General features: G+C 69.3%; 14 protein-coding genes. 11 read left to right on the top strand and 3 right to left on the bottom strand.

Going from position 1 to position 20821, the window contains the following annotated elements:
- Positions 1 to 966, bottom strand: a complete 966-nt coding sequence (locus QHF89_RS27655) for an AAA family ATPase (RefSeq protein ID WP_136926845.1) — start codon at positions 964 to 966, stop codon at positions 1 to 3.
- 164 nt (positions 967 to 1130) lie between these two features.
- On the opposite strand from QHF89_RS27655, the gene QHF89_RS27660 reads away from it, so the two are divergent.
- The 8 genes from QHF89_RS27660 to QHF89_RS27695 all read left to right on the top strand — a co-directional run bounded on the left by QHF89_RS27660 (position 1131) and on the right by QHF89_RS27695 (position 13081).
- The gene (locus QHF89_RS27660) at positions 1131 to 2204 is read left to right on the top strand and encodes a decaprenyl-phosphate phosphoribosyltransferase (protein WP_284721005.1); all 1074 of its coding nucleotides are present in this window, start codon (positions 1131 to 1133) and stop codon (positions 2202 to 2204) included.
- The gene (locus tag QHF89_RS27665) at positions 2204 to 2929 is read left to right on the top strand and encodes a CPBP family intramembrane glutamic endopeptidase (protein WP_136926846.1); all 726 of its coding nucleotides are present in this window, start codon (positions 2204 to 2206) and stop codon (positions 2927 to 2929) included. Before QHF89_RS27660 ends, QHF89_RS27665 begins: the two co-directional genes overlap by 1 nt.
- Positions 2926 to 3174, top strand: a complete 249-nt coding sequence (locus QHF89_RS27670; RefSeq protein ID WP_136966611.1) for a YXWGXW repeat-containing protein — start codon at positions 2926 to 2928, stop codon at positions 3172 to 3174. The genes QHF89_RS27665 and QHF89_RS27670 overlap by 4 nt, the downstream gene beginning before the upstream one ends.
- Positions 3175 to 3226: 52 nt before the next feature.
- Positions 3227 to 4354, top strand: a complete 1128-nt coding sequence (locus QHF89_RS27675) for a UTP--glucose-1-phosphate uridylyltransferase (RefSeq protein WP_136966610.1) — start codon at positions 3227 to 3229, stop codon at positions 4352 to 4354.
- A 122-nt stretch (positions 4355 to 4476) separates the two neighbouring features.
- Positions 4477 to 4980: an SRPBCC family protein gene (locus QHF89_RS27680; RefSeq protein ID WP_136966609.1), complete on the top strand. Its 504-nt coding sequence runs from the start codon at positions 4477 to 4479 to the stop codon at positions 4978 to 4980.
- On the top strand, positions 4977 to 7454 hold the full coding sequence (locus QHF89_RS27685) for a S49 family peptidase (protein WP_136966608.1): 2478 nt from the start codon (positions 4977 to 4979) through the stop codon (positions 7452 to 7454). Before QHF89_RS27680 ends, QHF89_RS27685 begins: the two co-directional genes overlap by 4 nt.
- Positions 7451 to 8383 carry a P-loop NTPase family protein gene (locus tag QHF89_RS27690; RefSeq protein ID WP_136966607.1) on the top strand — a complete coding sequence of 311 codons (933 nt, stop codon included), beginning with the start codon at positions 7451 to 7453 and terminating at the stop codon, positions 8381 to 8383. Before QHF89_RS27685 ends, QHF89_RS27690 begins: the two co-directional genes overlap by 4 nt.
- A 27-nt stretch (positions 8384 to 8410) precedes the next feature.
- On the top strand, positions 8411 to 13081 hold the full coding sequence (locus tag QHF89_RS27695) for a metallophosphoesterase (RefSeq protein ID WP_136966606.1): 4671 nt from the start codon (positions 8411 to 8413) through the stop codon (positions 13079 to 13081).
- Here QHF89_RS27695 and QHF89_RS27700 read toward each other — a convergent pair.
- The gene (locus QHF89_RS27700) at positions 13074 to 14309 is read right to left on the bottom strand and encodes a hypothetical protein (RefSeq protein WP_136966605.1); all 1236 of its coding nucleotides are present in this window, start codon (positions 14307 to 14309) and stop codon (positions 13074 to 13076) included. The genes QHF89_RS27695 and QHF89_RS27700 overlap by 8 nt on opposite strands.
- Positions 14310 to 14479: 170 nt before the next feature.
- Here QHF89_RS27700 and QHF89_RS27705 point away from each other — a divergent pair, with 170 nt between their 5' ends.
- On the top strand, positions 14480 to 16057 hold the full coding sequence (locus tag QHF89_RS27705; protein WP_136966604.1) for a SulP family inorganic anion transporter: 1578 nt from the start codon (positions 14480 to 14482) through the stop codon (positions 16055 to 16057).
- Positions 16057 to 16710 carry a carbonic anhydrase gene (locus QHF89_RS27710; RefSeq protein WP_136966603.1) on the top strand — a complete coding sequence of 218 codons (654 nt, stop codon included), beginning with the start codon at positions 16057 to 16059 and terminating at the stop codon, positions 16708 to 16710. The genes QHF89_RS27705 and QHF89_RS27710 overlap by 1 nt, the downstream gene beginning before the upstream one ends.
- A gap of 63 nt (positions 16711 to 16773) precedes the next feature.
- Here QHF89_RS27710 and QHF89_RS27715 read toward each other — a convergent pair whose 3' ends face one another.
- Positions 16774 to 18252 (bottom strand): hypothetical protein, encoded by a 1479-nt coding sequence (locus QHF89_RS27715; RefSeq protein WP_136966602.1) that lies wholly within the window; start codon positions 18250 to 18252, stop codon positions 16774 to 16776.
- 366 nt (positions 18253 to 18618) lie between these two features.
- Here QHF89_RS27715 and QHF89_RS27720 point away from each other — a divergent pair, with 366 nt between their 5' ends.
- Positions 18619 to 20718 (top strand): ATP-binding protein, encoded by a 2100-nt coding sequence (locus QHF89_RS27720; protein WP_136966601.1) that lies wholly within the window; start codon positions 18619 to 18621, stop codon positions 20716 to 20718.
- Positions 20719 to 20821 lie beyond the last annotated feature (103 nt).

Raw genomic sequence — 20821 nt, forward strand, 5'->3', positions numbered from 1 at the left:
TCAGAGCGGGACCGGCACCCGCGCGACGATGTCCCGCACCGCGTTCTCGCACTCGTCGCGGCTCGGCATGTAGCCCTCGGCGTGCGCGGCGAGGCGGATCCGGTGCGCGAGCACGGGCACCGCGAGGTCGTGGATGTCGTCGGCGATGCAGTAGGTTCGCCCATGCAGAACGGCGCGGCTCCGCGCGGCGCGGGCGAGGTTCATCCCGGCGCGGGGCGAGGCGCCGAGCGAGAGCGTCGGGTTCGTGCGCGTCGCCGACAGCACGGCTTGCAGGTACGTCGCGAGCGACGCGTCGAGCTCCACCCGATCCACCTCGCGCTGGAGCGCGACGAGCGCCGAAGGTTCGAGCACCTGCGGCACGGCCTTGATCCGGTCCCCGTCGCCGCTCTGGAGCAAGAGGCGCATCTCCACGTGCGGCGGCGGATAGCCGAGCCGGATGCGCACCATGAACCGGTCGAGCTGCGACTCCGGCAGCGGGAAGGTGCCTGCGAAGTCCTGCGGGTTTTGCGTGGCGAGCACGAAGAACGGATCGGGGAGCGGCGTCGTCACGCCGTCGACCGACACCTGCCCCTCGTTCATCGCTTCGAGCATCGCCGACTGCGTCCGCGGGCTCGCGCGGTTGATCTCGTCGGCGAGCAGGATGTTCGCGAAGATCGGGCCTTGCCGGAAGACGAACTGCCCGGTGCGCTGATCGAAGACGCTCACGCCGAGCACGTCGCTCGGCAGAAGGTCGCTCGTGAACTGCACACGCCGGAGCTCGCCGCCCACGGCCTTCGCGAGGGCGCGCGCCAGCGTCGTCTTGCCGACGCCGGGCACGTCCTCGATCAGCACATGGCCGCGCCCGAGCAGCGCGATGAGCGCGAGCTCGACGGCTTCCGGCTTTCCTTCGAGGGCCTGCTCCACCGCGGAGCGGAGCTCCTGGAGCACGGGCGTCGTTTCCCGCGCGATCGAGAGCGCCGACGTCATTGGGGCTGATGCTAGCACGATCATCGGAGGCGCCCGCGGTAACCTCCTGATTTCTGAAGCACGGGGTACCGAGGCGGCCGTCCTTCCCGGCTCTCGCCCCCTGCCGGGCTTCCTTTCCGCACTCGTGTGGCCCGACCCCCGGGCCGCATGTATGCTCCGCCGTCGTGGCCGTCCCCGGTCCTTCTCGGGCCCCTTCGAACGATGACGACGAGCGTCGGAACGCCTCCTCCGCGGAGGCCGACGCGCTCGCTTTGACCCCGGCTCCGGGCGGCGCCGCCCTGGAGGTATCCGGGACGAGCGCGCCGCTCTCGGAGCCGACACCGCTCCTTCCGCCCTCGAAACAGGGCAGCGTCCTCTGGCGTGTCCGCGGGATGATCCGCACGGTCCGACCGAGCCAGTGGGTGAAGAACCTCTTCGTCCTGGCGCCGGTCGTCTTCGCCAAGCACCTCACGCACCCGTCGATCATCAAGAGCGCGATCGGCGCGTTTGGCGTGTTTTGCCTCCTCGCCGGCGCGGTCTACACGATGAACGACATCGTGGACGCCAAGGCCGACCGGGTGCACCCGGTGAAGCGCTTCCGGCCGATCGCGAGTGGCCAGGTCCCGGTCTCGGTCGCCAAGACGATGGCCGTCGCACTCGTCCTCACCGCGCTCGGCGGCGCGCTGCTCGGGCCGATCAAGTTCTTCATCGTCGCGCTCGCGTACTTCGCGCAGAACGTCGCGTACTCCTTCGGCCTGAAGAAGATCGCGTACGTCGACGTCGGCCTCATCGCCCTCGGGTTCGTCCTGCGCGTCCTCGCCGGCGGCTTCGCGACGAACACGCCGATCTCCGGCTTCATGGTCGGGTGCACCGCGCTCCTTGCGCTCTTCCTCGGCTTCGGCAAGCGCCGCCACGAACTCGCGTCGGCCGCGAACGCCGGCAAGCAGCGCGCAGCGCTCGAGGCCTACTCGCCGCAGGCGCTCACCGTCGCACTCGCGATCACGGGCATCGCCACGATCGGCACGTACCTCGCGTACACGCTCGACCACGACACGCAGCGCTTCTTCCAGAACCCCTGGCTCTGGGCCACCACGATTCACCCGCTCTTCGGCGTCGTGCGCTTCCTCCAGCTCGTCGTGAGCCGCCCCAAGGCCGAGAGCCCCACGCAGGAGATCCTGCGCGACGTCCCCTTCATGATGAACATCATGATCTGGGTCGCCGAGGTCGTGTTCATCGTCTACCGGCTGAGGCCCTCCTGATGGCGGACGAGGCGAAGGCGAAGGAAGAACCGGGCAAAGTCCCGGAGAAAAGCGACGCCTGGACCGACCTCGGCCTGACGCTCCCCATCTTTCTCCTCTACCACCTCGGCGTCGTCTTCCTCCCCGTGCGGAACGCCGCCGATCCCGTCACGGCCGAGCTCTCGGCGCTCGCGAAGAACAGCCTGCCAACGTATGCGGGGCTCACGGTCGCGATTGGCATCGCGTTCGTCGTCGTCCTCGCCGCCACCGGGCAGAAGCGCGCGCTCGAAGGCAAGCGCTTCGCGCTCATCGCCCTCGAAGGCACGCTCTACGCGATCCTCATGCGGTTCGCGGCCTCGTACATCGTCGGTTCACTCACGCTCGGGCCGAGCGTCGAGACGCGTGGCGTCTTCTCGGGCGTCGTCATGTCAATGGGCGCCGGTTTCTACGAGGAGATCGCCTTCCGCGCCGGGATCTTCGGCCTCGGTGCGCTCGTCGTGAAGGCGATCTTCGGCCCGGGGATCCGCCGCCTCGTGCTCACGCTTCTCTGGGCCGGCGTCGCGGCGGTCGCGTTCTCGGCCTGGCATTACGTGGGGTCGCTCGGCGATTCGTGGGACGTCCAATCGTTTGTCTTCCGCGCCGTCTGCGGCCTGGTCCTCACGGCGATCTACGTGTTCCGCGGCTTCGCGCCTGCGGTCTGGACGCACGCCCTCTACGACGTGTGGGCGATGGTGCTTCACGGATGAATCGAACAGCCCGCTTGCTCGGCCTCCTCTTGAGTTCCTTCCTCGCGGCGTGTGTCGCCGGCACACCCGAGACCCCGGCGCGGGGGCAGGGCGCGCCTCCGCCCCTGCCGGAGGTCAAGACGGCGCCGCCTGCGCCGGGCATGCTCTGGATTCCGGGCGCCTGGCACGACGACGGTGTCCAATACGTATGGATTCCAGGGCGGTGGGAGTCCCCACGGCCGGCCACGCAAAACCCTGACGGCTAGCCGCGGCCGCGATGGGTTGCTTCGACACCAGCGCCGTGCTTTCTCCGCTTATGTGACGCTCGTCGACGAGATCGCTGCTCTCCCGCCGGCCCTGCTCGCTCGCCTCCGCGCGCGTGGCTTCGATCCCGACCGTCTCGCCGCGTGGGCCGCCACGATCGGCCAGGATCGCGACAAACGAAATCGTTACGCGGGTGAAGTGCTTCCCCCCGCCGCAGGGGACGTCGTCGACACTCCCGCGCCGGGCAGCCCGGAGCATGCGCGCTTCGAGGCGCTCGGCCGCGAGGCGCTCGCGCGGGGCGAGGTCGCGCTTTGTGTGCTCGCTGGCGGCATGGCGACGCGCATGGGCGGCGTCGTCAAGGCGCTCGTCGAGGCTCTGCCTGGGACGACGTTCCTCGATCTGCGCCTCGCCGAGATGGAGGCCCTCGCGCGCCGGGCGGGCGCGACCTGCCCGCTCTGGCTCATGACGAGCGAGGCCACCGAAGGCCCGATCCGGGCCGCGCTCGGCGGCCGGCTCGACAAGGGCGACGTCGCCACGTTCGAGCAGTTCGTCTCGCTCCGCCTCACGCACGAGGGGACGATCTTCCGGGACGAACACGGCGAGCCGAGCGTCTACGCGACCGGCCACGGCGACCTGCCCGACGCGCTCCGCGCGAGCGGACTTCTCGACCGCTTCATCCAACGAGGGGGCAAGACCGTGTGGATCGCGAACCTCGACAACCTCGGCGCAACCGTCGATCCGGCGATCCTCGGCTTTCACCTCGCGCACGGCGGCCCGCTCACCGTCGAGGTCGTGAACAAGGTCGGCAGCGACAAGGGCGGCGGCCCGATTCGCTGGAACGGCCGGAAAATCATCGCCGAAGAAATGCGCCTCCCGCTCGGCTTCGACCCGGCGCAGATGCCCGTCTTCAGCACGAACACCTTCCTCGTCTCGGCGCAGGCGCTCGCCTCGCTCGACCTGAAGTGGACGTACGTCGAGGTCGACAAGACGGTCGGCGAGGCGAAGGCGGTTCAGTTCGAGCGCATCGTCAACGAGATCACGACTGCGCTCGATCCGCAGTTCCTCCGCGTCCCGCGCGATGGGGCTGCGTCGCGCTTCTTGCCCGTGAAGGACGTACCCGAGCTCGAGCGGCGCAGGCCCGAGATCGAGGCCGCGCTCCGGGCCCGAGGGATTCTTGCGTAATCGAAGGGCTCCACCCTTCTTCGCCCCTTTCCCGTGAGGGCGAGGGGATGGGGGGAGCGCATCGTTTCACGGGGGTGAGGGGATCGTTCAACCGGTACGGATCGCGCAAGGGAGCTACGGATTTGCACTTCGAGATCACGCATGAGTTCGACGTACCCCTCGATGCCCTGGAGCTCGCCGTCCTCTCGCCCGACATCGGCTTGATGATGGCCCCCTTCCTCGCGACCACGAGCGTCGCCTCGGTCGAGACGATCGAGCACGTCATCGCGAACGGCGAGCTGCGCCGCGTCCTTCGGTTCCAGGCGAACGCGCCGCTCGCCATGTTTCGCGGCTACGACGTCGCCCGCGAGGCCCTCTCCTGGGAAGAGCGCTGCGTCTATCGGCTCGGCAACCACGTCGCCTCCTGGTCCGTCGCCCCGCGCGAGCAATTCCGCAAGTATTTCAGCGCTTCGGGCACCTGCCGCCTCGAACCGGCGCCCGAGGGACGCGCGCGCAGGACCGTCGAGGGCGACATCGAGATCAAGGCTGGCGTACTCTCGTCCCTCGCCGGCCGCATGGCCTTGGTCGAGATCCGCAAGATCTACGACGCCGAGGCCGAGACGTTGCGCCGCCTCTCGACCTTATGAAGAAGCTCTCCGCCCTGGCCCTCGGGGGCCTCGCCCTCGCCGCGCTCACCACGCCCTCGTCGGATCTCCACGCGCAAAGCGCGTACGTCCCTGCACCAGGCCGCCCCGTCGCGGCCGGCGACGATGCGTCGAGCATCGCGTACAACCCGGCGAACCTCGCGTTTTTGCCCGGCGCGGAGCTGCGCTGGACCATGGCGCAGGCCGGCGCGGGCGCGGGCACGACGAACGGGCATGCCTTTGATCTCGGCCTCCCGATCCTCGGTTTGTCCACGGGCCTGCGCGTCGATCTTCTCGACGTCACGACGCCCATCGGCGCTTCGGCCTCGCAACGATGGCTGCGCTGGGCGCTCGCGACGAGCCTCGGCGACACGGTCTCGATCGGCACCACGTTCGGCTGGTCCTACGCCGAGCGGCGGGACCTCGACGAGCAGTTTGGCGTGACGACCGGCCTCACGATCCGCCCCTTCACCTGGTTCTCGGCCTCCGCCGTCGCGCGCGACTGGACCACGAACGCCGATCGCCGGTACGACGTCGGCTTCGCGTTCCGCCCCTTCTGGGGACGCAGGTACGCCGAGCTCGGCCTCGAAGCCTCGATCCACGAGCGCACCGGTGACGTCACGCCGCGCGCCACGCTTGGCCTCGACGTCCCGCACGTCGGCCGTTTGCGCGGTGAAGTCTCCGTGCGTGACCTCGCTGCGAGCCCCGACGTCACCGCGATGGTCGGCCTCGACGTGAACCTCGCGATGCTCCAGGCCGGCGGCGGCGCGATCTTCGGCGGCGGCGACGTCGGTTATTACGCGACGGCCGCGCTGCGCTCCTACCGCGAGCCGGGCTTGCCCTTGCCCAAGCGCGTCGCGCGCATCCGCCTCGACGGCACACCCGGCGTCCGCAAGCACGTCCAGCTCCTCCGGCGCCTCTGGCGGCTCGCTGAGGATCGCAACGTCGACGGCGTCGTCCTCCAGCTCCGCGCCGAGCCTGCGAGCTCGCTCGCGCACGCCGAGGAGGTCGGCGATGCGATCCGCTTGCTTCGCGCGAGCGGCAAGAAGGTCCTTTGCCACCTCGAAGACGCGGGAGGCCGATCGCTCCACGTCTGCGCGCAGGCCGACCGCATCGCCATGAACCCGGCCGGCGGCCTGCGCTTCGCGGGCCTCTCCTCGCAGTACATGTATTACGGCGGTACCCTCGACAAACTCGGCGTCCGCGCCGACTTCGTCCGCATCGCCGAGCACAAGCTCGCGGCCGAGCAGTTCACGCGCAAGGAGTCCTCCGAGATCGGGCGCCAGGACCACAAGGACCTCCTGATGCAGCTCGAAGGCATCTACATGCACGATGTCGGCGGCGGCCGGAGGATCCCCGTCTCTGCGCTGCGCAAGACCATCGCGAAGGGCCCCTTCGTCGCGCCCGAGGCGCGGAGTGACGGCCTCGTCGACGTCCTCGCGTACGACGACGAGATCGACGAGGTCGTCGAGGAGATGATGGGCGGCCGCGCGCGCATCATCGACGACGCCACGCCCTCGAATGCGCCCACCTGGTGGGGCACGCCTTCGAAGGTCGCGATCATCTATCTCTCGGGTGACATGGTCGATGGCGAGAGCCAGACGATCCCGTTCGTCGGCGTTCGCCTCGCCGGCTCGTACACCATCGCGAGGGCGCTCAAGCGCGCGCGGGAGGACGCGAGCGTGAAGGCCGTCGTCTTCCGCATCGAGACCGGCGGCGGCTCCTCCCTCGCGGCCGACGTCATCCTTCGCGAGGCGATCCTCACCGCAAAAGCCAAGCCCTTCGCCGTCTCCATGGGCACGTCTGCGGCCAGCGGCGGGTATTACGCCGCCGTCGCGGGGGGACCGATCTTCGCGAACCGCGCCACGATCACCGGCTCGATCGGCATCTTCTACGGCAAGGTCGACCTCGTCGGCCTCCTCGGCAAGCTCGGCGTCGGCCTCGAACAGTTCCGCTCGGCACCCCGCGCGGACGCCGAGAGCCTCTATCGACCCTTCACCGAAGAAGAGCGCATCGAGCTCGGCGTGAAGGTCAAACAGTTCTACGACCTCTTCATCGCGCGTGTCGCCGAGGGCCGCAAAATGAAGCCCGAGGACGTCGATGCCGTCGCGCGTGGCCGCGTCTGGACCGGCGAGCAGGCGCTCGAACGCAAGCTCGTCGATCGCATTGGCGGCCTCCGCGAGGCGCTCGACGACGTCCGCTCGCGCGCCGAGCTCCCGCGCGACGCGCCGCTCGTCGAGTTCCCCGAGGACGACGACAACGTCCTCCTCGCGCTCGCCAAGCTCGCCGGCATCGCCGCGATCATGCCGCAAGCGGGGGCCGTGCCGATCGTCATTCCCCCGGCTTTGCTCGACCTCGCGCGGGGCCTCGCGCCCTTCATGGTCTATGACGGGACGAAGCCGCTCGCGCGCCTCGACCTCGTCGGCGACGTCTCCTTCGGCGGCGCTCCGGCGACCGTGGACGACGAACTCCCGTGAGCGACGCCGCGCCTCCGCCTGTCCTTCATGCCGAGGACGCTCGCATCACGATCGACGACGTCGTTGCGATCGATCGCCTCACGGTCCGCGCGCGCGGCGATCGGGTCCTCTGCACCGGCGAGGCCGAGGCGCTCTTCGCGGCGCTCACGGCCGTCCCGCTCCGCTCGCGCGCGCCCTCCCACGACGACGCGGCCATGCCCGGCGAAGCCTCGCTCGCCGCGGGCACCTTGCACGTCGCCGGCTTCGACGTCGCCACGCGCGCGCACCTCGACGCCGCGGGCATCGCCCCGCTCGACCCGCCCTTGCCCAAGGGCACGACCGCGCACGACTACGTCACCTGGAGCGCGCGCCTCGCCGGTTTCTCTCCCCGCGCGGCGCGTGATCTCGCGGCCTCTGCGCTCGAACGTGTGGGCCTCTCGGCCTTCCTTCGCCGTACCGTCGACACGCTCGAGCTCCCGACGCGCCGCGCGCTCGTCCTTGCGCACGCCCTCGTCGCCGATCCTCCGGTCCTCGTCCTCGAAGCGCCGCTCGCGGGCCTCGACGGCCCGGGGGCTGCGTTCGTCATGAACGCTCTTGCGCGCGCGACCGACGGCCGCGGCGCCCTTCTTTCGGCCGAGCGCCTCGATCCGGGCACGCCGGAGGGCGACCTCGCGCGTGGGGCCACCGACGTCCTCGTCTTCGCGGGCGGCGCGCTCGTCCTCGAAGGTGCGCCCGAGACGTTGTTTGCCGGCGTCCGCGTGTATGGCGTCACGATCCGCAAGAACCCTGGACCTTTCCGGGAGGAATTGCTCGCGCGCGGGATCGAGGTCACGGGCGGACCATTGCGGATGAGCGTACGGCTCTCTGCGGCGGCCTCGACGAAGGACATCGTCGCGGCGGCGAGCAAGGCGCGGGCGCCGCTCGTGGAGATGTTTCCGATTGTGGGCTAGGATTCGTCCTCGGGGGAGGGCGGATCCATGGATCGGGACGACGTTGCGTTGTTTGCGGGGACGCTGCCGGGGGCGACGGCGGCCGTGGAGCTCGCGCCACTCGTGGAGCGGCTCTCGCCGGGGAACGAGGGCGCGCGGGAGCTCGAGGTCCTCTCCGACGAGCTCGTCTCGGCCTGGGCGCAGCGCGAGGGGTTCGATCCGCAGGCGCATTATGTCGTCGAGGCGCACCCCACGCATTCCGAGGCTTATTCCATCTCGCTTTATGAGGCCGACGCCGTCCGCCATTGGTCGACGCCCGAACTCGTCAAGCTCCTCCGCCTCGTCCCCGCCCTCTTCGCTCGGTATTACCCCGAATCCGCCGAGGCGCGCGCCCTGCTCCCCGGCTACGATGGCTTCGACTTCCACGCCTTCGGCCGCCTTTATCGCGAAAAAATCGCCCGCGCGTTCGAGCACGTCAGCTTGCTCGGGTTTCCCCCGGATGCCCTCCGCCAGAAGGACGCCCGCGGCGACATTCGCCTCGCCGATCTCTTCGTCCCCACCCGGTTCATCACCGACGATCGCGACCAGAAAAAGCCCACGCTGGCGGGCCTCCTCCAGTACGGCAGCTCGGCCCTCATCCTCGGCGATCCCGGCATGGGGAAGACCACGCTCCTCGCGTTCCTCTCGCTCCTTCATTCGGATCCGGGCGTCACCCTCGAAGGGTATCGGCCCTCGCAGCGGCGCATTCCGTTTTTCGTCTCCCTGCGCGAATACGCCATCGAAATCCACAAGAACGAGCTGACGCTTGTCGATTTCCTCGCCGCGCGCGCCCGCTCGGACCATTCTCTCCCGAATGCGCATCCTGCCTTCTTCGAGGCCACCTTGCGCATGGGCGAGGCCCTCGTCCTGCTCGACGGCCTCGACGAGGTCGGCGCCTCCACCACCCGGAGCCGCGTCGCCAAGGCCGTCCGTGAATTCCGCGCCGCCTACCCTCGTTGCCCCGTCTGGGTCACCTCCCGCATTCACGGCTACACGGCGGACATCGCGCTCCCGCGGAGCGAATTCGAGCACCTCCGCATCGGCCCCCTCGCCGACGAGGACATCGCCCATTTCATCGAGCGCTGGTACCGCATCCAGATCCGGGAAAACGATCGCCTCCGCGAGAGCCAGCAATCCTCCCTCCGCCGCGCCGTCTTCCGCACCTCGCAGGTCCGCGCCCTCGCCACGAACCCGCTCCTGCTCACGCTCATGGCCTTCGTCCACCGCTTCCTCGGCCATTTGCCCCAGGAGCGCGGCGAGCTCTACGAAAAATGCGTCGACATGCTCCTCCGCACCTGGCTCGACGCCAAGGAGCGCCCGGAAAAACACGCCTTCGAGCGCCGCGCCCTCCCCACCGAACTGCCGCGCGCATACCTGGAAAAACTCGCGCTCCACGTCCAATCCCGCGCGCCCGGCGACGCCTACAGCGTCCGTGGCCTCTTCTCGCGGGACGACGCCCTCGATTTCCTGACCCAGCTCCACCGCGAGCGCGCCGAGGACGAAGAGCGCGCCCTCTCCTACGAGGCCGCTCACGCGGAGATGCGCGATTTCATCGATTTCGCCTGCGACCGCGTCGGCCTGCTCGTCGACCGCGGCGGCGGCAAGCTCTCCTTTTTGCACCTCACCCTCCAGGAATACCTCGCCGCCTACGCCGGCAGCTTCGACGTCGACGACGACGACGAGGTCCAGTTCGTCCGGGAACACCTCGGCGACGGGGCCTGGGAAGAAGTCCTCCTTTTGCGCTGGTTCGTCCTCGCGAAAAAACGCGGCGAACGCCGGCGCAAGCTCGTCCGTGATCTCCTCGGGGAAATCGTCGACGCGCTCGCCAAGACACCCGAGCACCCGGGCTGGCTCACGCTCGGCCGCGCCATTCGGGACGGCCTCGTCTCCCGCGAGCGCGACCGGCGCGTCATCCTCTCCGTCATCCTCGCCCGCTGGGCGCAAAAACCCGCCTTCTCAGGTGATATCTTTGCCGTCCTCGACGACATCTGCGAGTTCGGCGATTCCGACCTCCGGACCGAGCTCCGCGTCGCCTGCGCCGATCTCCAGGAAAAAGGCACGTCCGCCGAAGCCCTCGCCGCCGTCCACCTCGAAGGCAAGCTCCTCGGCGACCTCCCCGGCGTCGCCGATCGAATTCGCGCCCGCCCCGACCTCGCCGAGCTTTTGCCCGACCTCGTCGTGTTCCGCGACGAACCCGCGCTCGGCACCATCGTCGACGAGCGTTCCACCGTCGACCATTGGGCCACGGCCCTCGCCGCGCTCGGCGGCACGGCCGTCTACCGCACCACCCTCGGCTGGCTCACCGGCCTCTCCGAGAGCCCCGTCCCCTCCGAGGCCCCCTTCCTCGGCGCCGCGCGCTGGCTCCGCGACCGCATCCGCGCCGAGATCGGCTCGCGCCTCGCCTACACCGAGCATTACCCCGAGCGCGTCCATTTCCTCCTGCAATCCCCCTACGGCTGGCGCCTCTCCGACTGGACGCATACCCTCACCGCGCCGCTCGCCTTCCGGAACATCCCGCAGGCCCTCTCGGCGCTCCCGCAACCCGCGCCGATCACCACCACCCTCCGCCACCCGAAGCTCGCCCGGGATCGCATGGGCAACGCCGACCTCGTCGAGGCCCCCATCATCGAGCGGATGGTGCGATTCAACCAGGACGCGCTCGCCACCTTCTCCGAGGGCGAGCCCATTCCCGAGGACACGGTCCACGACATCGCCGTCGCCTTCGTCCGCACCGTCGTCCGCACGTTCGCCTGGAGCTTCCCGCGCTCCTTCACCGGCAACCCCAAGCCCACGTTCGTCCGTGAATTCGTCCAGTCCCTCGGCCGCGACCTCCGCAGCGACATCCTCCGCTCCTTCGGCCGCGCCTTCGCGCAAAACTTCCTGCGTGACTTCTTCCGTTCGCTCGGCCGCGCCTTCCTGCGCGCCTTCGGCCCCGCCCTCGGCCGCGATTTCGTGCGCGACCTCGTGCCCGCGCCCGAGCGCCGTCGTTATGCCGCGGTCTTCGGAAACCCCGACACCTTGGCCAGCGCGCTCGACTGGGAAGCCCTTTGGGATCAGGCCCTCGGCGAGGAGTCCCATGTCGCCCGTGTCCTCGAACAGGACGATTTCTGGTGGCTCATCTACATCCACCGCCCGAGGCTTGGCATTCACGCCGAGGCTCGCCTGCCGAACCTCACGTTCGACCTGAAAAACCCCCTCGCGTTGCCCGTGCTCCTCGCCGACGTGGGCACGATCGCGGCGAACGAATGGCTCTTCGCCTTGAGCCGGCACCTCCACGTCCAGCAATCCGACGAAAAATCCTCGGACGAGGCCTGGGAGACGTGGCTCGATCAGAACCCCGTTGATGCCTTCTGGGTCGCCTTCGCCTGGGACGAGCATGCCAAGCTCATTCGCCAGCACCACGGCCGCCTCGACGGCCCCCTCGGCGCCCTCGCCCTCGCCCACGCCGATTACGCGTCCCTCATGACCGGCTTCGACCTCGTGGCCACCTGTCCCGCGTGGAAATCCCTGCTCGATGAGGCCGGCGCCGAAACGATCGCCGCCCTCCGCGTCCTCGGATCCATGCCCGCGCCCCGGACCTCCGCGCCCGCCGCCACCGCGCCCGCCTCCGCTCCTGCGTCCGCGTCCGTATCCGCCTCTGCGCCCGCGCCCGAGGCCGCGCCGCTCTTCACGTGGCTGCACCTCTCCGACCTGCATTTTGGCCTCCCGGGCGCCGGCGACCGCCACAACCAATCGCAGATCCTCTCGATCCTCCGCGACGACCTCTCCACCCTCGCGCGCCAAAACCTCCCGCGCCCGGACGCCATTCTCGTCACCGGCGACATCGCCTGGAGCGGCAAGCCCGATCAATACGCCGAGGCCTCGAAATGGCTGCTCGACGTCGCCCAGCGGCTCGACCTCACCAAAGACCGTATCTTCGTCGTCCCCGGCAACCACGACGTCGATCGCGGCATGGACGCCGACCGCACCGTCAAACGCCTCCTCCGCGGCCTCCGCAGCGGCGACGACGACCTCGACGACGCCCTCGAAAATGCAGGCGACCTCGACCTCCTCCGCCGCCGCCAGGCCGCCTACCTCGATTTCGCCGCCGCCTTCGCGCCCGCCTGCCGGGACCTCTTCTGGTCGAGCACCGAGACCACCCGCGACGGTTTGTCCCTCCGCCTCCTCGGCGTGAACACCTCGCTCCTCGCCGCCGGCGACGACGACGCGCGCAAGTTACGCCTCGGCCAGCGCCAGCGCGCGCTCCTCAACGACGCCGCGCGCGAACGCGAGCTCGTCCTCGTCCTCGGCCATCACCCGCTCGAAGACGATTGGCTCGCCGAACAGCGCGACCTCGCTCGATTCCTCGGGAGCCGCGCCCACGCCTACCTCGCCGGCCACATCCACGACGCGAAGAGCGAGCGAATCGTCACGGGCGGCGGCGCCGACGCGCTCCGCATCATCGCGGGCGCGGTCTATGGCGGACGCGAGCGCGACATCCCCCACGGCCACGCCTACAGCGTCACGTCCATCCACCGCGCCCCGAGCGGCGCCGTCCTCCGCGTCCACCCGCGCCGTTTTTCCTTCAAGAACTACGACTTCCGGCTGGATGTCGACAGCACGGACGAGGGCCGCTCTTATGCCGAGCACCCCCTCGCCCGATTGTCGCTCCCCCCCGCGGGCGGGCGCTTCGTCAGTTGAGCCCTTTGATCCGGAAGATCAGCCCCAGGCTCTTCGCCTCGTAGTCCTTCGGCGGGTTCTCGGGCGCCTTCTCCTTGTGCGACGCGGCCATGTACGCGACGCCGCCCTTCGCCATCACGAGGTCCACCGGCCACGAATACTCCACGCCGAGCAGCCTGTTGATGTCGACGACCCCCACGTACTTGCCCTTCGTGTCCCACACCGCGAGGTCACGGCAATTCGAGTCGACTACGCAAATCCCGCCGGCGCACGCGTCCGCGTCGCGCGCCCAGCAGATGTTCTCGCCGTCGTCCTTCGTGTCCTTGCTGCTCTTGCCGAGCGTGAGCTTCTTTTTCCCGTCCGCCCCGTGGATCGCCACGTAATGCGTGCTGTCGACCGACGCGGCCACCACCACGTCCTTCCCCCACGAGCGCACGAACTGCACGTTCGGCTTGTCCTTGCTGTCTTTGCCGCTCGGCCAGCCCGTGTATTTCCACGGCGTCGCCTTGCACTCGGCCGTGAGGTCGACGCTCTCGACCTCGTCCGCGAACGACTTCCAGCCCCGCTTGCCGTTCGCGTCGATGCTCTTCAGCGAGCAATCGAGCGTCTCGAACTTCCCGTCCTTGTACTTGTGGACCTTCTGGAATTCGAAACCCACGATCGTGCCGTCGTCGAGCACCTCGATCGCATCGTCGAGCTCGCCGGGGAACGCGAGCACGCCGCCCTTGCCGAAGGCCGGATCCAGCCCGAGCTTGCATCGCTCGCCCGGCTGCACCACGTACCGCCGCACCTTCTTTTCGTGATCGAGCACGATGAGCGCGCCATCCGGGGCGAGCGCCATCGACCGGATCGCCTGGCTGAACCACTCGTGCCGCAGCTCCGGCGCCGACGTGTCGAGCAGGCACGCCTCCGCCACGAGCTCCTTGCCCGCGAGCGTCAGCGTCTCCCGCTCCTCCCCGGTCGCGAGGTCCACGTTCGGCAGCGCGAATTTTTCTTTTTTCCCTGTAGCCGCGGCGGGCTTTTCCTCCGCCGTCGCCACATCCCCGGCCGGCGCCGCCGGCGCCGCCGCCGCATCCGCGGGCTTCGATTCACCCGCGGGCTTCGATTCGCCCGCCTTGGCCTCCTCGCCTGTCTTCGGGTCCGAGGCGGCCGCGCCGCCGCCGCCACATCCGGCGGCCGCCAAGCAAAGGCCGAGCACGGCCGGGACGAGGGTCACGAGCATCGAAGGACGCGGACGACGGAACGACATAGGCGCGGTTTCTCCTGGAACCCCGTTTTTCGGGGTCAAACGCGCGCGGACGTTACAGGAGGCCCAGGCGGTCCACAACGGCCGCCGTCGTCCAGGACATCGAAGCTTTGGGCACAAATCTGATGTTCTGCCTGGCTCGCTGACAGGAACGATCGTATGCGACGGTCGGGATGACGCTCAAGGAGAACATCGGGAAGGACCACCTCCGCTACGACGCGGCCGCGGGCTTGGTCGTCTTTCTGGTCGCGCTACCGCTTTGCCTCGGCATCGCGCTCGCCTCCGGCGCGCCGCTGCTCGCCGGCCTCGTCGCCGGGGTCGTCGGCGGCATCGTCGTCGGCTTCGTCTCGGGCTCGGACGTCAGCGTGAGCGGCCCGGCCGCGGGCCTCACGGTCATCGTCGCGACCGCGATCCATGGCCTCGGCTACCAGGCCTTCCTCGCTGCCGTCATCTTCTGCGGCGTCCTCCAGCTCGCCTTCGGCGCCCTCCGCCTCGGCGCCATTGCTGACTACGTCCCCACGGCCGTCATCAAAGGTATGCTCGCGGCGATCGGCATCGTCATCGTCTTGAAGCAGATCCCGCACGCCCTCGGCCGGGACCTCGACTTCGAGATGGACATGAGCTTCATCGAGCCCGACGGCAAGGAGAACACCCTCTCCGCCATCGTGAAGTCGCTCCTCAGCGCGAGCGGCGGCGCCGTCGTCATCTCGCTCATCTCGCTCGTCCTCCTGGTCACCTGGGACAAACTCGTCGTCCCTCGTGGCAAGATCTTCAAGCTCATCCCCGCGCCGCTCGTCGTCGTCGTCGTGGGCACCTTGATCAACGAGGCGTTTCGTCTCGGCACGAACGGGTTTCACCTGAAGGGCGAGGACGGGCACCTCGTCTCGCTCCCGATCCTCCACTCGCCCCTGGACATCGTCGGCGAGCTGCCGCGCCCGCTCTGGGCCGCTTTCAAGGATCAACGCGTCTACGTCACGGGCGCGACGCTCGCCGCGGTGGCGAGCCTCGAATCGCTCCTCGCCCTCGAAGCTGGGCAGCGGCTCGACCCGTACAAGCGCATCGCCCTGCCGAACCGCGAGCTCGTCGCGCAGGGCCTCGGCAACATCACCTCGGGCCTGCTCGGCGGTTTGCCCGTCACGTCGGTCGTCGTGCGCACGAGCGCGAACGTGTATGCCGGGGGCCGCACCCGCTGGTCGACGATCCTCCACGCGCTCCTCCTGCTCGCCGCGGTCCTCTTCCTCGGCCGCATCCTCAGTCACGTCCCGCTCGCCGCGCTCGCCGCCATCCTCATCGTCATCGGCTCGAAGCTCGCGCCGCGCGCGCTCTTCCAGCAGATGTGGCGCGAGGGCTTCGGCGTGTTCGTCCCGTTCATCGTGACGATCCTGGCGATCGTCTTCACCGACCTCCTCAAGGGCGTCCTCATCGGCCTCGCCGTCGGCGTCTTCTTCGTCATCCGCACGAACTCGCACGCGGCGATGATCGTGGTCTCGCAGGACAACTATTCGCTCCTGCGCTTCAACAAGGACATCAGCTTCGTGCACAAGGCCGAGCTCAAGGAGAAGCTCGCGAGGGTCCCCGAGGGCACGACGCTCATCGTCGACGGCACCCGCGCGCTCCACGTGGATCGGGACGCGTTCGAGGTGCTCGACGACTTCGTCGAGAACGCGAAGTTCAAGGACATCAAGGTTGAATTCAAGAACCTGCGTGGCAAGCGCCCCGATGGGGAGCTCCCGCCGGCGAGGACATCGTGATGGACGCGTACAAGAAGCTCCTGCTCAGCAACAAGGCGTGGGTCGCCGAGAAGCTCGCCATTCGCGCCGACTACTTCGAGCGCACGGCGACGACCCAGACGCCCGCCTACCTGTGGATCGGCTGCTCCGACAGCCGCGTCCCTGCCGAGTCCGTCACCAGCACCGAGCCCGGCGAGCTCTTCGTGCACCGGAACATCGCGAACCTCGTCGTCCACACCGACCTCAACATGCTCTCGGTGCTCCAGTACGCGGTCGAGGTGCTCGAGGTGAAGCACATCATCGTCTGCGGCCATTACGGGTGCGGCGGCGTGCGCAACGCGCTGACGAACCGCTCCTTCGGCCTCATCGACAAGTGGCTCCGCCACATCAAGGACGTCTATCGCGCGCACCGCCGCGACCTCGAGACCCTCGCCGACGTCGACAAACGCCTCGACCGCCTGGTCGAGTTCAACGTCGCCGAGCAGGTGCAGAACCTCGCCGAGACGAGCTTCGTCCAGCACGCCTGGGCGCTTCACAACCGCCCCACGCTGCACGGCTGGGTCTACGACATCCGCACGGGCTTTCTGAAGGAGCACGCCCTCATGAAGCCGGGCACGCCGCTCGAAGACATTTACCGTTTCGACTTCGACGACGTGCCTCGCTCGGAGACGTGAGGCAGGCCGGCCCCGAGGGGGACGCCTCGCGTCCCCACTCGGCCGGTGGTTCGATCCGCCGCTTCAGGGGCAGGCGCCTGCGTACGGGTAACCATTCGCATTCGCGCACGAGGCCGCCTTCGACGACGACATCGCGGCGAACGTGATATCGGCGCAGCCGTTGACGTTGCCGGTGTTGTAGGTGTACGTCCCGACGTTGCCCGTGACGATGTTGTAGCCGGGGAAGGCCGCCTGCCCACATTGCACGGCCTCGCTCAGCGAGTTGGCAAAGAACGCGTTGCTCTGGAGCAGGCAGCCCCAGTAGTTTTCGATCCCCACGGTGAAGTACTGCGCCTGCGACCCGGCCGGCTGCCCCGAGCAGGTCGGCACGGGGCACGCGCCGCAGTCTTGCTGACACGAATCGCACGTCTCGTTGTTGTCGCAAGCGCCGTTGCCGCAGCACTTGCCGCAGTCGGACGGGCATGTGCTGCACGACTCGCCGACGCTGGGGTTGCATACACCGTTGCCACAGCAACCGCCGCAATCTTGCGAGCAACTGCCACACGACTCGGAGCCATTGCAGAGCCCGTCGCCGCACTTGCAGTCGGACGGGCAGCTCGACGGCGTCTCGTCGCTGTTGCACGCGCCGTCGCCGCAGCCGGCCACCCTGCACTCGCCGAACCACTTGCGACACAGGCCGTGCGTGCTGCCGTCGGGGAAGCACACGTCCCCGTAGCCATGGTTGTAAATCGCGTGCTCCGTGAACTTCGTCTTCTGCGCGCCGCCGTCGTCGAACAGCTTGCACTCGACCGAGCGCCCGTCGGGCAGCGTCGCCTCGCCGAACCAGCGCCGGCAGATGCCCGCGGCGCCGTTGCCCGGCACGCACGCCTGCTTGCGACCCGGCGAGAACACCGCATCCGACGGGCCCGCCATGTCGGCCTCGCCGTCGTTGAAGACATTGAAGTACACCGGCGTGTGGCTCGGGTCGGTGGTTTGGCAGCGGCCGAACCACTTGCGGCAGGAGCCGCCCGGGGTGCCGTCGGGTACGCACGCCCGGCCCGAGCCGCTCTCGAGGTAAATCGCCTGCGACGGCCCGACCATGTCGGCGTAGCCGTCGTTGAACACGAAGCACTCGACGCCCTGCCCCGTCGGCAGCGTCGCGCACTGGCCCGGTACACCCGCCGCGCCGCACGCCTGCCCATAAGGGCACGAGCCGCCGGTGCAGATCCCGCCGCAGCCGTCGGGCGCCCCGCACGCCTGGCCCGAGCACTGGGGCGTACACCCACACTGGGCGTACACGCCGCCGCCGCCGCAGGTCGTGCCTGCCGGGCAGGAGCCGCTGGCACACTTGCCGCCGCAGCCGTTGGAGGCCCCGCACACCTTGCCCGTACACTTGGGCGTGCAGGTCGGGGGAGGGGGGTCGCCGGGTTCGCACGTTTCGCAGGTGGCGGCAGCGCTGTACGAGGCGACGTTTTCTTCTTCCAGCGAAGCGTCTTCGGGCGCAACGCCGCACGCGCCGGCGACGAGCGCACCCGCGACCAAGGCCACCGCGACGCCGAGCACGCCCCGGTGGGAGCCCCTCCGCGGACCGGGAGAACTCGAGAAGGAACGCTTGGAATCGATATGTGGTTTCATACGTGCAAGCTCCCCGATAGGCCATGCGCCGCGACGTCGTAGGTCTCGGCGGGCCAAGTCGAACGGGAGCTTGGGATCGGGGGCGTGACGGAAGCGTGACAGGACGCGGAGAGCAGATTTTCGTCGCGCTTCCGCGCCGATAGCTCGGCCCCTCCCGGGAGCGCGCAGCATCGCCGATTGCTGCTCGATGGTAGCGGCCTGACCCAAGGTGGGGCATGACTCGGTGGGACCGCATCCTTAATCGCTCCCGCCTCCCGTCGATGGCGCTGGAGGCCTCCGAGGTCACAGCGCCACGTGCACGCTCAGGGCAACTCCACAAAAGGGATCCTCGACTGGCATCTCTCCGTGCTGGGAGAGGTCCGACTCGTTGGTCCCAACGGCCCGGCGCGGCTCGAAAAGAAGGCGTTCGGGCTCCTTGCTTATCTGGCGGTCGAGGGGGCGACGCCGAAGTCGAGGCTCGCCGGGCTGTTCTGGTCCGACTCGCCCGAGGCGACGGCGCGGGCCAACCTGCGACAGCTCCTCCGGCGGCTGAAGGTGGCGACCGGCGACGTGCTCGTGAGCGGCGCAGATCCGCTGGCCCTGGCGGCCTCCGTGGACGCGGACGTGAGCGCGCTGCGAGGCGCGCGCCGTACGGAGCTCGCGGCGCGCGCCACCGAGCTGCCCTTGGGCCGGCTGCTCGGTCAGCTCGCGTTCGACGACGCACCGCTGTTCGACGAGTGGCTGCACAGCGCGCGCGCCAACGTGGACGCCGCGCGGCGTTTGGCGATCACCGCCGCGATCGACGCGCACGAACGGAGCGGTCGCCTCGCCGACGCGCTCGCGCTCGCCGCGCGTGCCGTGGAGCTCGAACCACGTTCGGAGGACGCGCACCGGCAGCGGATGCGCCTGCTTTATGCCGCGGGAGATCGGGGCGAAGCGCTCGTGGTCTTCCAGCGACTGCGCGCGATGCTGGAGCGGGAGCTCGGTATCGAGCCATCCCGCGCAACGACCGAGCTTGCCCGCGAGATCGCGCGCTCTGTCGAGCAACGGGGGCCGAGGTCTGCGCCGTCGGCGAGCGCGATCCCGCTCTCCGTGCTCCGGCCTCCGGAGCTCGTGGGCCGCGAGGAGGCGTGGGCGCGGATGGAGGCGGCTTGGGCCGCCGGCCAGGCCATCGTCATCGGCGGCCCGCCCGGCATCGGGAAGAGCCGCCTCATGCACGATTTCCTCAATGCGGTGGCGAAGCCGTTTTTCTTCTCGGGCCGCCCCGGCGACCGCGCCGTGCCTTATGGGACGCACGCACGTGTGTACAGCGAAATGCTGGCGAAGATTGACGCGGCGAAGCTCGCTCCCTGGGCGCGCGCCGAGCTCGCGCGGCTCGTGCCGGCGCTGGGGCAGGCGCCGGGGCCGATGGAGAGCGAGGCGGACAAGATACGCATGCTCCAGGCCGAGATCGAAGCGCATCGCCTCGCGGCGCGTGAAGGCTACGACGCGTTCGGCGTCGACGACATCCAGTTCGTGGACGCCGCGACCGCGGAAGCCGGGCAATACGTGATGGCGCAGCTCTTCCAGGACCCGACGGTGAAGCTGCGCGCCGTGCTCTGTTATCGCGCGGGCGAGCTGCCCGAGGCGATCATGGCGTCCATCCGCGAGGGCGTGGCGTTTGGCCTGGGGATCCATATCGAGCTCGATCCGCTCCCCCCGGCCGGCGTGCGGCAGCTCCTCGGGAGCCTCGACGTGCCTGGTATTGCCGACATGGCCGACTCGATCGCGAGCTACGCGGGCGGCAATCCGCTTTTCGTGCTCGAGACCGTGAAGCACGTGATCGCGTCGGGCGCGCTCTCGCGCGCCGACGTCGCGCGTATGCCCCCCGGCCGCATCGGCGTGATCCTCGAAGGCACGCTCTTGCGCTTGTCGGAGCCGGCGTTGCAGATGGCGCGCGTCCTCGCGCTGCTCGGCTCGAATTTCACGCTCGCGAGCGCGTCGGCCGCGCTCGAAGCCAGCGCCGCTGCCACTGCTGCTTGCTGGGCGGAGCTCACGGCCGCGCACGTCGTGCATGGCATGGGCTTCAGCCACGATCTCATCGGGGAAACCGTCCTCGCGACGCTCCCGCGCCCCGTCGAGGTGCTCCTGCGCCGCCGGCTGGCGGTGGCGCTCGAAGCGCTGGGCGCTGACCCTGCCCTCGTGGCCGAGCAATGGCGCGGCGCAGGCGAACCTTGCATGGTGGGTCGAAAGCTGATGGATGCGGCGACGTCGTCCCGCGCCGTCTTTTTGCCGCGCGAGGCCGCGGTCTTTTACGAGCGCGCCGCCGAGGCGTTCCGCGAGGGCGGCGACGTGGTCGCGGCGAACGAGGTATTCAAGATGCGCGATCGGCTCCTCCAGCGGGCGGGGGCCGCCGACAGACAGCCGTCACGGTGAGGCGTGGGCGAGCATGATGCAGATCGTCCAGGTGGAGCCGGACGCCGTGTGCACGCTGCCGGTGGATATGATGTGCCCTCCTCCCCCTTGAGCCGCCCCGAGA

It is taken from the genome of Polyangium sorediatum (assembly GCF_029946465.1).
GTDB lineage: Bacteria > Myxococcota_A > Polyangia > Polyangiales > Polyangiaceae > Polyangium > Polyangium fumosum.